The organism is Ekhidna sp. (assembly GCF_965228795.1).
In the GTDB taxonomy this organism is placed as follows: domain Bacteria; phylum Bacteroidota; class Bacteroidia; order Cytophagales; family Cyclobacteriaceae; genus Ekhidna.
The window spans coordinates 3,614,316-3,628,283 of the sequence record NZ_OZ245839.1 but is presented as its reverse complement, the minus strand read 5'-3'; the positions used below and the strand labels follow the sequence as shown (position 1 = coordinate 3,628,283).

Sequence of the window (13,968 nt, the reverse complement as noted above, 5' to 3'; positions counted from 1 at the left end):
GCGAAGTTAACGTATATGTCAGCGTTACTCAGCTTTTTTTGCATCGATGTAATGTTTGATCTCAGATTCCAGAATAGGGAGAGGGATAGATCCATTTTTCAAAACATGGTAATGAAATTCCTGTATGTCAAAATCTTCTCCCAATGCAACTGAAGCATCATTGCGCAATTTCTTTATCATGAGCTCACCCATCTTATAACTAACTGCCTGTCCCGGCCACCCAATGTATCGGTCTATTTCTGTATTTACTTCATGAAGAGAAAGCGCCGTATTGCTCGCCATATAATCAACAGCTTCCTGACGGGTCCAGCCTTTGTAGTGCAGCCCGACATCTACTACCAGCCTACAGGCTCGCCACATTTCATACGTATATCTTCCGAATAGATCATAAGGTGTTGCATACATGCCCATTTCCTCACCTAAATATTCGGAGTATAATCCCCATCCTTCTCCAAATGCACTGATGTAATAGTTTCTTCTAAACTCCGGAACATCTTCCAACTCTGCGGCTATCGCATTTTGTAAATGGTGTCCAGGTACCGCTTCATGAAGGGTTAAAGCGGGCAAAGTATAAAGCGTTCTGCTTTTCAGATCATACGTATTGACCCAGTAGATGCCTGGCCTGCCTTGTTCTTTACTACCTCCAACATATCTCCCGGCAGTATATTTTGGTGCAATGTCATCCGGAACAGGTTCCACAGTAAATGGCAATTCATATAACTTGGAGAAAAGGCGCGGCAATTGCCCTTCGGCTTTTTTACTCAACCATGCGGCATAGTTGAGAAGCTCCTGAGGAGATGTTGGATAAAACTGTTCATCTGTTCGTAGAAAAGCCAGGAATTCCTCAAATGAACCATCAAAACCAACCTCCTGTAAAATAGCATCCATTGAAGCTCTGATTCGAGCCACTTCAGCAAGTCCTGTCGCATAGACTGAATCGGGCGTAATCTCCAAAGTTGTAAAATGCTTCACCCTGTTTTCAAAATAGCTCCTTCCATTTTTGATTTCACTAATCCCCACTTTTTCTGGTGCTTTTGGTAGATATTCGTCATTGAGAAATTCCGATAGTTGTTGGTATACAGGCAGGATATCCGTGCCGATAATTTTTGCTGCTTTTTCTTTTAAATCAAGTTGATCTTGCTCACTAATTGATGCAGGCATTGACATAAATGGAGCATAAAATGGATTACTACTTATTTCTGCACCAGTCCATGGTTCGAGGAGTGATAGGATATTGAGCACGATCACTTTTGGTGCCTGAATTTTTTCTTTGACCCCCTGTTCTAGCAGCCCTTGATTGTAAGAGATGTATGTAGCAAATGAAGGCAGCCATTTCAGGTAAGCTTCATAGTCCTCCTTGGTCTTAAAAGGAAGATTTGGCAGGAAGAAGGATGGTCGATTAAAGAAGCCACCCTCTGCATTAAATGGAATTAAATAAATTTTATAATCTATTTCGCTGATCTGGTTTCTCAACTGCAGCACTTTGACCATTCGATTAATGTGCCCTTGAGAAGTGAGGTCATTTTTATCCAGCTTTTCTAAGGCTGACAAATAAGGTTTGAGTTGCTCGACCTGTTTTAGCTTTTGGTCTGTTGTTTGGAATTGAAAACTTTCCGGGTGTTTACCTTTCCAGATGCTGTTTTCAATCGAAAATTGCTCATTAATACTATCGATCTCTTTAATGAGATCATTGAGTTTTTTATCTGATTGAGCAAACGAAGAAGAAGTGAAAAGAAGGAGAATAAGGAATAAGAAGTACTTCATTTTAGAAAAGTTTAGGTAATGAATTTACATGACCTCAGCCTTAATACCCAAATCGCGTCAATTTTTGGTCTCCCATGTGCCACTCTATTATATTGATGCGCTATTCCCTTGCTACTTCAATCGCTTTTTCAAGTACTTCGTCCCTTCCGTCCTTGATTCCTTTTATGGTTGGTCTTATTTTAATATCTGGAACGATTCCAATGCGCTGCGTTTCTCTTCCATCCGGGTAGTAAACACCTATCCAGGTTAGTGTTGTGAAATTGTTGTCAAAAAGATTAAAACTTTTGGTATTACCATCAGCACCTGAGGTTTGGCTTCCAATAATTACCACGTTAGGTGCCGTCTCTAGGCACATGCAAGTAAACTCCGCATGGCTCTGCGTATTTTCATTTACCAATAGAATTACTTTACCCTTGTAATAGTCAATGTAATTATCCTCCCCACAGCTGCTAGCACCACTCCAAATAAATTTACCGGGGTAGCTGTAATCTGGGCGTGTGAAAATAGCAAAGGTTGCATCTGTTTTCTTTAGGTACTTTGCGATTGCCCGATATGTACCACGCGGATAATTCCTAATGTCAAAAATGATCGCGGATTTATCCATCAATTCCTCCATCATCTCATCTACGTCTCCAACTGTAAGATCACCCATGTTCACATACCCTATTGAATCTTCAAGGATTTTCCAAGACTTTCTTTCAGGTATATTGAAGTCCAATTCCTTATAACTGTAAAGCTTGGTGTTTTTTTTGATCACTTGATCTTCCCTTTTAAACGTAATGGTTGCTGAATCTTCAATTTCATAAAACAAAGCATATTGAATCATCCTTTTTTTAGCATATGGATTGGAGCCCCAAAGGTATTTTTCATAAGTATTAAGAATATCCTCAGTGGGTTTGTTATTAACCGCAATGATCCGATCACCAGCGGTAAGTCCAATCCCGTTATTTTTAAGAGAATCTGAAGTAGAGGTGACTACTACATGTTCCTCAATCCAGTTAAGTCGAACAGGAAGTTGCTTAAACTTCAACTCTTCTTTAAGTATTGGGGTGACAAATGCGGCATGCGAATCATCTACTTTTACAATCAGTTCCAAAACGGCTAGATGAAATGAAAACTCTGTTTGAGCGGACAGAAATTTCGGAATCATTTCCTTCAATACTTCATCCCAAGGCTGATCAGTCAAATATTTATAAGGGAAAAAGTACTCGACGTAATTCCAATACCGAAACAAGACCAGCAGCCGAAGATTTGGATTAGACCAATCAAAATCAAGTAAAAAATCTTCGTTTCTTGGTTTAAACTCTTTAGACCGTCCATGATCAACATAGTGGTTTTTTCCTTGAAATCGATTAACCTCAATATGATGGAGCAATTTCTGAAGATCTTGGCTGAAACCAGGGTCGTTAAACCAATCAAGATTAAAATTTTTAAGAAATAATTCATCCTTGGATGGTTTACCACACCTCTTGCATTCCTCTATGTTTCCTAGATTATTGATCCATTTTAAATAAAATTCCGATAAAGTGTCAGTACTTTCTATGGAGTCTGTTTTATCAAGCAGTTCCATTAGCTTGCCATCCCAGTCATAGGTTCCTTTTCCAACTTTGGGGTGATAGTATTTTAAAAACCCCCAAATCTTACATGTTAGATATAGTCTTTCGACTTCAGGTAGGTTACCTTTTTTTTTAAAAGTATTTGCGTTGGTAAACGTGCATGAAAATAAGAGGCAAATAGTAATTGAAAAAAGGCTAAATGGCCGCATGAAATTTTTGACTTAGTTAGTATCCAAACCTAGTCAATTTCCGGTCATCTTTCCGCCAGTCCTTTTCAACTTTAACAAACGTTTGCAAATGAATTTTCTTACCGAAGAATGCTTCCATGTCTTTTCGAGCTTGGGTTCCCACTTTTTTGATGGATTCGGCTTTTTTACCAATGATGATGCCTTTCTGACTGTCACGTTCCACATATATTTCAGCATCGATGTGGATGATTTTATCTTCTTCTTTAAAACTGGTGACTACTACTTCTGAACTATATGGAATTTCTTGTTGATAATTCATGAAAATTTTCTCACGAATGATTTCTTCGCAAATGAACCGCTCGCTTTTATCAGTAATTTCATCTTCTGGGAAATAGGCCGGGTGATTTGGGAGTAGTTCTAAAATTCTCCCCAACAGTTCATTAGTCCCTTTTTGCTCCAAAGCGGAAATATTCATGATCTCAAGATCAGGATACAGCTCTTTCCAGTAGGCAGTTTTATCAAAAGCCTGTGAGCCCTTGCTGGTGTCTGTTTTGTTGATCAAAAAAATGACCGGAGCTTCTGCTCTTTGTGCCATCTCGATAAGTTCGGGGTACTCATTTTTATCTTCCAGCGCAACCATGAAAAGGATCACATCCGCATCATCAAGGGCAGTACGCACATATCCCATCATTTTTTCTTGAAGTTTGTATGCCGGATCTATGGCTCCCGGGGTGTCAGAAAATACGATCTGGTAGTTTTCTTTCGTCAAAATCCCAAACATTCGATGACGAGTAGTCTGTGCCTTGCTACTGGTAATGGCGATCTTCTCATTCATCAGTGCATTTAGTAAGGTGGATTTACCTACATTGGGCCGTCCGATGATATTGACGAACCCGGATTTAAAGTCTTTCATTTCACTCATTCAAACACAAAACTATGCGCATTACCCTAACCATACTAATACTGATTGCATCCATAGCTACCAATGCACAGGAAAAAGAAATCAAAGCTATTGAATCTCAAATAGCTCAATTTTCGAAACACCTCATGGCCGGAGCGCGGGAGAAGGTAGTAGAGATGTACACCTCTGATGCTAAAATATTTCCGTCAGATACGGATATCCTTGAAGGAGAAGATCTGGCCAATTACTGGAATCCACCTGCAGAAAGATCCTGGCAGACAACTTTTCATAAGATCACACCGGTAGAAATCAAAGTGTTGGGTGATGAAGCGTACGATTATGGATACTATGAAGGGACATCTTCCAATGGCGAACAAGAATCAAATTGGCGGGGCAAATATGTGATTGTCTGGAGGAAAGAAAATGATGTTTGGAAGATATACCTGGACATCTGGAATAGAATTAGAGAGGAAGATTGAAATTCTTTTGCGAATCAATTTATTCTATCTAATTTTGCACTCATATCGCGGGGTGGAGCAGTTGGTAGCTCGTCGGGCTCATAACCCGAAGGTCACAGGTTCGAGTCCTGTCCCCGCTACTAGCAATCAAAACCGATTCAGAAATGAATCGGTTTTTTTTATTCAAATTCAATTATATCCCCCACTTTCGTTCCACGGTAATACCTATCACCTAACAAGAATAAGATTTCTCCATATTCACCCTTTTTGATACTGGAGTCAACCCCAAAGACTTTGTTATTGTACCTACTGACAACTTCTTCATTGGAGCAATGTCCAACAACAATATGATCCGACGTGATTTTTGATAAAATGCTATCAATCGATTGTTCAGGGATGGGGTCATAGAAATAGCCGCGATACCAAATAGGACCTTTACTGCCGTAATAAGTACTGTAGAAATCAGTGGCTTTCATCTCTTCTTTACTTCGGTCTATGGATGCTCTCATAGTTTCATTAATTGCCTTAATATCAACGCCAGCTTCAGCTATGAAATCCCGAGAAATACCTCCGTGCACAAAAAGGTTTTCGTTGATCTTTAGTATAGTATGCTTCGATCGCAACCACCGACCAAGGACTGTATTTTCTCCAAACAGGTCATCATACTCAGTTTGTAATAACCCTGAAACTATCGGGTATTTTTCATGTAGGTATCTCAGATCATTGTGCAGCACCATATACTCATGATTTCCCAGTAAATAATGCACCGCTCCTCCGGCTATTTCCGCTTGTTTTTCAAGTTTATATATTAGCCACAGCATCTCCGTGACCTTAGGCCCACGATCAAAAATGTCTCCTACAATCACCAGGTGACCGTTTCCAAAACTCCAGTTTAGTTCATCGTTAATGATTTGATTGTTTTGAAGGATTTCAACAGCCAGATCATATTGACCATGTATATCACTTAAAGCAGCAATAGTATCAATCCCTGTGAAAATGGAGGGTTTAGCATGGTATATGGTATCATAAGTATCCATTTTCAGTTCTTGGGTAACCACTTCTCCATTAATGATTTGCTTCTGTATGAGCTGCTTATTTTCAATGAAAATGTAGGGGCCGTCATTGATGACTTGAGCAGTCAGAGAACTAGCAGATATTACAAGAGCCAGTATTGTAGTCAATCTATGAATCATTCCATGAATATAAGTAAGAGGGATATTTTATTTAGCCCAGCTAAAGTGTTTTTCAACCAATCGTTCTTTATGTTCCTCCATGTATCTTATCAATTCTTCCTGTGCAGGAGTAAGTGACTTTCCTTTATTGTAAATCAGGTTCCATCGAGTAATAATTGGAAGGCCCTGCAACGGAAGTAGTGTGATATGCTCTCTTGCTAGCGCAGTTCTGAGACCTATAAGTGGCACAATTGAAACACCTAATCCGGCATTTATTGCTTGTTTCACCGCCTCATTTGAGACGAGCTCCATCGACTTATTCACTTTGATATTTTTTTTTCCAGGTAGCTCTCCATTGCATTACGAGTAGCTGAGCCTTTTTCGCGAAAAAGAAGTGTGACTTTCTCAAGATCTTTTGGTCGTTTGACTTTGTCTTTGTATTCAATATTTCCGACAAGGTTTAGCTGATTCTCCATGAGCTCTACTGCCACTACATGAAGATTATCCGGAACTACTGAGACCAATGAAAAATCACTTTCATTTCTATGAAGTCCCTCGATCACCTTGTTTTTATTAGACACATCAATTGAAATTTCAACGCCTGGATATGTGTCCATAAAGTCTTTCAAGAAGTAGGGTATTACATACTTGCCTGTTGACACAACAGAGATTTTAATTTTACCTGTTAGTAGCCCTTTGTATTGGTCGATGGTATACTTGATCCCTTCTGCTTCATCCAAAATTCTCCGACTCCTTATTACAATCTCTTTGCCAAAATCAGTTACATAGAGCTGCCTTCCTATGACTTCTGTCAGAGGTAATTCAAACTGATCTTGTAATTTTTTTAGCTGAATTGAGATCGCTGGCTGTGTTAAATGTAATTCCTCTGCCGCCTTTGTAATGCTCTGAATATCAGCAACTTTAAGAAATATTTTTAATTGGTGAAGTGTGTAATTCATTTACTTATGTTTATGTAATACATAATAAAATTAAATAAAAATTTATGAATCTATCCCTCTACATTCGCATTATCAATAAAAAAAAATAAACTGTTATGTCACTTTTAATGAATTCAATGCCTGTTACTGATTCAAGAGAAAAATCTGATAACAGCGACTATGTAAAAGCCTCCAACACGAATGATGAGCTAACACTCTCAATGAGTACGGTAAATACACAAACGAGCCCTATGACGGAGGAGCTTAAAAAGAAAAAGCAGTCTGAATCACCGGATTTGGAAGAGCTATTTATGGAAGTGGTTCGCCAGAAAGGTGAAATGGAAAAACTTGAAATGAATCGTACTTCTCAGAATGAATTTGAGCTTGAAGGTATTTCTCAAATGACCCTTCATAGCTTCCTGTTAAAAGCAGAAGAATTGGGTAAAACCATTACCTACACGCGCACACTCAAAGTTGAAATTACAGAGTAAGAGAACAAAATGATGAATCAAATGAAAAACTTCAGATACGTTCTTGTAGGATTTGTTTTTGGTGCGGCTTTTGGTGCCAAGGTTGGTGCTTTCCTCACCAATCTCCTGGATGGTCCTGCTTCATTTAGTCTTATTGAATCCGGGTTTACATATGGAGCACTTGTAGGCTCTTCAGCAGCGGTCATTTTCATGATTGCTTTTGCCTTAGCAAATTCAAAAGATCAATCCAAGGAATACAGGGCTCAACGGATCGTAAGAAGCATCTAAGAAAACTGTTGACCTCACGCATAAAAATTAAATCATGCAAGAATTTTATACGATCATTCCAGTTCTGGCACCTGTCATACTTTTTGTATATGCAGGCTTGTGTCTGGTAAAACCCACCAATAAATCCCTCTTTACTTACCGGAAAGCGGAGCAGGTGGGATTGGTTGGAATTCTGATAGCTTGTATCAGTGCCTGCATTGTCATTGCCACAGGCTCCCTACAATCACCTTTGGTTGGTTTCAAAGGTCTTGGTTTTTCTATCCGTATGGATGCTTTAAGTATGACCATGCTCACGATGATTTCCATACTTGGATTTGTTATTTTGAAATTTAGTGCCAATTACCTGGATGGTGATCATAGGAAAGGTGTCTTTTTTGCAAGACTTTCAACAACCATTGCATCCGTTGAGTTACTTGTACTTTCAGGAAACTTATTTCAGATTCTTGTTTTCTGGGTCATTACCAGTGTATGCTTACATTACTTATTGATCTTCTACAGAAACAGACCTCAAGCAATTGCAGCAGCTCGAAAGAAGTTCATAGTAGCACGATTGGGTGATGCTAGCCTTCTGGTGGCTGTTGCCCTGATCTATCTATCTTTTGGTACGGGGGATTTACAGCAAATCTTTTCAAGTGTAGAGAGTGGGGGTGGCTTGAATACGATGCTAACCTGGGCGTCAGTCCTTTTGGTTATTACCGCTATATTAAAGTCTGCACAGTTTCCCACGCATGGGTGGTTGATAGAAGTAGTGGAAACCCCAACTCCTGTTTCAGCTTTGCTTCATGCAGGGTTACTTAATGCGGGTCCATTTTTGATGGTTCGTATGAGCTATTTGATGATTGAATCTACCACAGCTTCTTTATTGCTGATAAGCATTGGTGGTCTTACAGCTATGCTCGCATCCATTATCTATCTCACCCAGCCTTCCATTAAGGTATCGCTGGGCTATTCGAGTGTAGCTCATATGGGGTTTTCTCTTTTATTATGTGGGTTTGGAATTTACTCAGCAGCTATCCTTCACGTGGTGGCACATTCCTTTTATAAAGCACATTCCTTTTTATCATCTGGTAGTGTGGTTGATCGAGTTAGATCCAGTAAAATAAAACTACCTCAGAGAATCGGCAGCTTTTGGAGGGTTTCGGTGAGTCTGTTATTTCCACTTGCTGTCTATGCAGCATTCTGCTATGCCTGGGGTCTTCGTCCGGATTCCGATTTTAGTTTGATGCTAATTGGTGCGATTATCGTAATGGGCTTAAGTCAGGTAATGGTTGCCACTTTAGATACGAAAGGAAGACTTAAATCGATGATTGCTTCATCGGTAATAACTCCTTCTGTGATTTTCGTTTTTTTCAATCTTGAGCACGGGTCACGATTGTTAATGGCCACCGAGCTCCCGGCTTTTGGCGAGCCAGCTTGGCTAATAAAGGCTGCTGGAATCATATTGATTGCCTGCTATTCAATAGTACTTGGAATTCAACTGATAGCATTTAAATGGAGGAATTCTAAAATAGGTTATCAGCTAGGTGTTCATCTAAGGAACGGACTATATGCCAATGTGATCTTCGATCGAATGATAGGCTCCCTGAAAAATGAGAAATTCAAATGGGCGAATCTAACTGTTCAGGAATCGGAGCAATTGGATGAGGTTAGTGAACTTCAGTCGCTGAATTTATCTGAAAGAGAATTACTTCTTAGTAACTAAAAAATCATGACAACTGATCAAATCGTACTCAATCAAACAGAGGTTGGTGAAATCCTAAAAAAAGGATCTCGGAAAATCGCACCTCTTTGGTCCCTTGAAAATTTTGTGGCTGTTAATCCTTATATGGGGATGTCTGACATGGAGTTTACCTATGCGATGAACTTCCTACATGTAAGTGGGAAAGCAGAAGGAACACTACCTAAGTCCTTTTACTTGGATGCTATTAGAAAAGGAAAAATCATCAGATCAGACATATCAGAGGCATTAGATAAGGTAGGTAATACATCAGGGATTGATGTAGATGAGTTTCTTCAGCAGGTACACGCACAGGATGGAACATCTGATGATATTCATGTTAAAACCGTGGTTGATGTTGCGAGTGAGATAAACGGGAAAAAATGGCATAGATTCATGGTTGACCGTATTTCATTCTGGGCGTCAGCCTACTTCGATAATAACCAAGCAATTTGGAATACGGCCAATAATACAACATCACTTTTTGCTGCCTGGAAACGAGAGGCGGCAGTGGATTTCGCCCCGGAAGCTATGGGCCTTAAAGGATTTAGAAAAACCATCAATAAACTTCCGGACAACTATTTAGATGCAACTTCAATCGCTCTTGAGAGATTAGATATACCGGAGATTCTAATGGATCATTACCTAAATGCTTTGGTAATGAAAATGAATGGATGGGCTGGTTTTGCTGCCAGAATAGATTGGGATGCAAATCTGAAGGGTAGAAAAAGCCAGGTGCTGGAAGAGTTTCTTTCAATCATGCTCGTGTGGGAGTTGTGCTTATTGGAGACACTAAGTTATAAGCAGCTAAATTCTTCCTGGAGTCAGGCGAAACAAGAAGGTGTTGGTCTTATTTCAAATGATGAAATCAACGTCAACCTACAACAAAGAATAATCCTTCAGCAGTCATTTGATATATCCAATCAGCGACAGATCATTAGAAAAATTAACGATCAAAAAGCAGGTAGGCGAAACAAGTCATTGCCAGATGTTCAGGCCATATTTTGCATCGATGTAAGGTCAGAGTTATTCAGGCGGAAACTAGAAGCTGCTCATAGTAATATTGAAACGTTAGGATTTGCGGGATTTTTCGGATTCCCAATAAAGTATCAATCGCTCGCCTACGATGAGGGTGAAGCACAGTGTCCGGTGTTGATAGCGCCTACACATAAGGTAAAAGAAAGATTAACCGACCTATCAAAAAACCGTGAGGTGATAAATGGGATTAAGCTGAAATATCATATTGCCAAAGCATGGAAATCCTTTAGGTCGGGAGCAATCAGTTGTTTTGGGTTTGTTAGTCCATTAGGATTGTTCTTTCTCCCAAAACTTATTACGGACTCATTTGGGATCACACGCCCTACACCGTCTTCAGGTGAAAAGGGCATGAATAACCAACAGATTGCCAGTAAAAGAGTGGATGTTGAGCGGATGGGTCTTGAGGGTGAGCGCTTTGGGATTTCATTGCAGGATCGAGTAGCAATGGCTTCATCAGCTCTAAAGGCCATGTCATTAACAGATAATTTTGCTCCTATTGTTTTGGTTACGGGTCATGGCGCTTCAACAGTGAACAACCCTCATGCTACCGGCTTAGATTGTGGAGCATGTGGTGGCCATTCCGGTGAAGTAAATGCCAAGGTGGCTGCCGCTGTATTGAATGATATGGTAGTGAGGGAAAAGTTAAAAGCAGATGGATTAGAAATACCTAGATCTACAATTTTTCTTCCTGCACTTCATGATACTACCACAGATGAGGTAACAATTTTTGACGGATCAATTCAGGTTTCTTCATGGCATACTGATCTTTTGAATAAGCTTAAAGAAGCATTGAAAATTGCAGGTAAAGAAGCAAGAGGAGAACGTGCCAGACGGATGGACATCAAAGCAGCAGATCCTACAAAAGAGATTATTCAACGCAGTAAGGATTGGTCTCAGGTTCGTCCGGAATGGGGGCTTGCGGGATGCTCGTCCTTTATAATTGCTCCTCGTGAGCGCACAAAGCAGTTAGATTTTGGTGCTAAGGCTTTTATGCATAACTACACCTGGAGGAAGGACGAAGGGTTTGGAGTGCTGGAAACCATTATGACTGCTCCAATGGTGGTTACCAGCTGGATAAACCTTCAATACTATGCATCGACTGTCGATAATAAGCGATTTGGATCAGGTAATAAGACGCTGCATAACGTAGTAGGAGGTGTAGGTGTTTTGGAGGGATTTGGAGGGGATCTTCGTGTCGGATTACCATGGCAATCGGTTCATGATGGTGATAAGTATCAGCACGAACCACAACGTTTAAATGTGATCATTGAAGCTCCTGTTGATGAAATAAGTAAGATTTTAAGTAAGCATGAAAGCATACGGAATCTTTGTGATAACCAATGGATCTTCCTTTTTGCCATCAATGATGAAGGCAAAGTGAAGTACAAATACATTGGAAATCTAGAATGGGAAATAGTTGAGTAATAAGTAGTAGTAGAGTAAGTAAGTCTGTAAGTAGGACTTGCACCCTCAAGATGTCAATCTTGAGGGTTTTTTGTTAAAAATAAAAATCACTTTTCCGTATGTAGGGAGAATTGAACGCTCAGGTAAAATGCTTGTGGCCTCCGAGCTTAATTAATTGCGATAAAAGTAGCTTATCTGCCGGTACATTCAAATCCTGCCTGCCGAGGCAGGTATCAGGAAAGCACTTTGCAATACGGGCAAAAACTCCCACCGTGCCTTCGCGAAGCTTCTAGAGAGCAGAAGGTAACAGAAAGCACATCAGTTTCTTGCCTGCCTGCCGACAAAGGCAAGGCGGCAGAGAGAAGTTTTGCAGGTTTTGCAGATGGATAAGTTAGATTATGCGACCATATTGTTATTACGCTTCTTTTTCTTTGTTGCTATTGATTACCGGATCATAGAAAAAATGCACTACTTAAGTATCTAATAATCAATTAATTAATTCATTATGTGCAGATTATGGTATTTGCGTCCTGAAATTTTAATATTTCTTAATATTTCGGGATGATTATACTTTTATTTGCATTATGGCATTTGATGAAAAAATTCTATCTGGGAGAATTAAAAAAGATCATGTTTGGTGGCAAAATGAGCCAGTACCATTTTGCGAGTTGAGTAAGCGTAGATATTATCCAGGTTTTTATTCTCTAATTAAACAGCAGACTCTTCATAGAGCAGTTGTTCTAATGGGGCCAAGGAGAATTGGTAAAACCGTAATGATGTATCAGGCTATTCAAGATTTAATTGAAGAAGGCATAGATCCCGAGAAAATCCTTTACTTCAGTATGGACACGCCACTCTATACAAATATTGCGCTTGATCAATTAATTGAACTGGCCATTCAGTCTCAGGATATTGATATTGAAGGATGTTATATTTTCTTTGACGAAATCCAGTATTTCAAAGATTGGGAAATTCACCTCAAAGTATTGGTTGATAGAAATAGGAATACAAAATTTGTGGCCAGTGGTAGTGCAGCAGCAGCTTTAAGAATGAAGAGTATTGAAAGTGGAGCAGGGAGATTTAGTGATTTCTTTTTACCTCCGCTTACGTTTTCTGAGTATATAGATTTAAATGGTTATGACAGCTTATTGGAGGAAGTAAATGTAGACTTTGGTGGACCAAGATCATTCTTCCGGACAGAGAATATTGAGGAACTTAACAATCACTTTTATGACTATATCAATTTTGGTGGATTCCCAGAAATTGCGTTGAATAAAGATGAGGTTAAGAATCCTGAAAGGGTGATTCAGAAAGATATTACTGATAAGGTCATCATGAAGGATTTGCCAAGTCTATTTGGGATTGAGAACACCCTTGAGCTACAACAGTTCTTTAATGTTTTATCATACCGGACAGGTGAAATTCTCAACTTCCAAAGTGTATCACAAGAAACTAAAACGGATATTAAAACAGTTAAGAAATACCTCGAGTATTTAGAATCTGCTTTTCTAATTAAAGTATTACACAGAGTAGATGTAACTGCAAAGCGATTTAAAAATATCACTCAGTTCAAGGTTTACTTGACTAACCCAAGTTTGTTTACTGGCCTTTTCGGTAAGATTGAAATGAATGATGAAAGATTTCCTCATTTGGTCGAGACAGCTGTATTTGCTCAATACCTTCATAGAGAACATAATTATTTGAGGTATGCAAACTGGAAGAGGAACGGGAAAGAAGGTGAAGTCGACTTAATACAGCTTAGTACAAATTTTCAAAAAGCATATTGGGCGTTGGAAGTTAAATGGTCTGATTCTCCAAAAGTTGACAAGTTGAAATTTTTTATGAACAAGAATAGTATCGAAAAAGGGATAGTTACGAGTCGAACGATTTTTGATGACAGGGAGGATCTATTGATAGTTCCAAATAGTGTTTATGCATATGTTGTTGGAAAGAATGCTTTGGGTAGTCTATATCAGGACTAGAAGGAATCATTAATTTCGTATAACAACACAAATCCTTGTAAAACGTTGTTTCTGACAGGTTAGATATGTTCAAGTGGAAAGTTAACGGTTTT

The 13,968-nt window shown here is 39.3% G+C and carries 10 protein-coding genes, 1 tRNA gene and 1 pseudogene; 7 read left to right on the top strand and 5 right to left on the bottom strand.

Annotation, left to right across the window (positions count from 1 at the left end; genetic code table 11):
* Nucleotides 1-24: 24 nt before the first annotated feature.
* From ACQK2H_RS16265 to era, 3 genes are all read right to left on the bottom strand, one after another.
* A complete protein-coding gene (locus ACQK2H_RS16265) occupies nucleotides 25-1,764 on the bottom strand; it encodes a DUF885 domain-containing protein (RefSeq protein WP_425392434.1) in 1,740 nt (579 codons plus the stop codon).
* A gap of 100 nt (nucleotides 1,765-1,864) precedes the next feature.
* A complete protein-coding gene (locus ACQK2H_RS16260; RefSeq protein ID WP_425392433.1) occupies nucleotides 1,865-3,529 on the bottom strand; it encodes a S41 family peptidase in 1,665 nt (554 codons plus the stop codon).
* A 16-nt stretch (nucleotides 3,530-3,545) separates the two neighbouring features.
* Nucleotides 3,546-4,421, bottom strand: a complete 876-nt coding sequence (era, locus tag ACQK2H_RS16255) for a GTPase Era (RefSeq protein ID WP_425392432.1) — start codon at nucleotides 4,419-4,421, stop codon at nucleotides 3,546-3,548.
* A 23-nt stretch (nucleotides 4,422-4,444) separates the two neighbouring features.
* Between era and ACQK2H_RS16250 the strand changes: the two genes are divergently transcribed.
* Nucleotides 4,445-4,888 (top strand): YybH family protein, encoded by a 444-nt coding sequence (locus ACQK2H_RS16250; protein ID WP_425392431.1) that lies wholly within the window; start codon nucleotides 4,445-4,447, stop codon nucleotides 4,886-4,888.
* A gap of 46 nt (nucleotides 4,889-4,934) precedes the next feature.
* Nucleotides 4,935-5,007, top strand: a tRNA-Met gene (locus tag ACQK2H_RS16245).
* A gap of 39 nt (nucleotides 5,008-5,046) precedes the next feature.
* Here the strand turns inward: ACQK2H_RS16245 and ACQK2H_RS16240 are convergent.
* Nucleotides 5,047-6,060, bottom strand: a complete 1,014-nt coding sequence (locus ACQK2H_RS16240; RefSeq protein WP_425392430.1) for a metallophosphoesterase — start codon at nucleotides 6,058-6,060, stop codon at nucleotides 5,047-5,049.
* A gap of 27 nt (nucleotides 6,061-6,087) precedes the next feature.
* Nucleotides 6,088-6,998: pseudogene (locus ACQK2H_RS16235) on the bottom strand (LysR family transcriptional regulator).
* Between the two features lie 95 nt (nucleotides 6,999-7,093).
* Between ACQK2H_RS16235 and ACQK2H_RS16230 the strand changes: the two are divergent.
* The 5 genes from ACQK2H_RS16230 to ACQK2H_RS16210 all read left to right on the top strand — a co-directional run bounded on the left by ACQK2H_RS16230 (nucleotide 7,094) and on the right by ACQK2H_RS16210 (nucleotide 13,876).
* Nucleotides 7,094-7,468, top strand: a complete 375-nt coding sequence (locus ACQK2H_RS16230) for a hypothetical protein (RefSeq protein ID WP_425392429.1) — start codon at nucleotides 7,094-7,096, stop codon at nucleotides 7,466-7,468.
* Between the two features lie 21 nt (nucleotides 7,469-7,489).
* Nucleotides 7,490-7,735, top strand: a complete 246-nt coding sequence (locus ACQK2H_RS16225) for a hypothetical protein (protein WP_425392428.1) — start codon at nucleotides 7,490-7,492, stop codon at nucleotides 7,733-7,735.
* Between the two features lie 34 nt (nucleotides 7,736-7,769).
* Complete coding sequence (locus tag ACQK2H_RS16220) at nucleotides 7,770-9,437, top strand: proton-conducting transporter membrane subunit (protein WP_425392427.1); 1,668 nt, start codon at nucleotides 7,770-7,772, stop codon at nucleotides 9,435-9,437.
* 6 nt (nucleotides 9,438-9,443) lie between these two features.
* On the top strand, nucleotides 9,444-11,915 hold the full coding sequence (locus ACQK2H_RS16215; protein WP_425392426.1) for a YbcC family protein: 2,472 nt from the start codon (nucleotides 9,444-9,446) through the stop codon (nucleotides 11,913-11,915).
* A 563-nt stretch (nucleotides 11,916-12,478) separates the two neighbouring features.
* Nucleotides 12,479-13,876 (top strand): ATP-binding protein, encoded by a 1,398-nt coding sequence (locus ACQK2H_RS16210; RefSeq protein WP_425392425.1) that lies wholly within the window; start codon nucleotides 12,479-12,481, stop codon nucleotides 13,874-13,876.
* Nucleotides 13,877-13,968 lie beyond the last annotated feature (92 nt).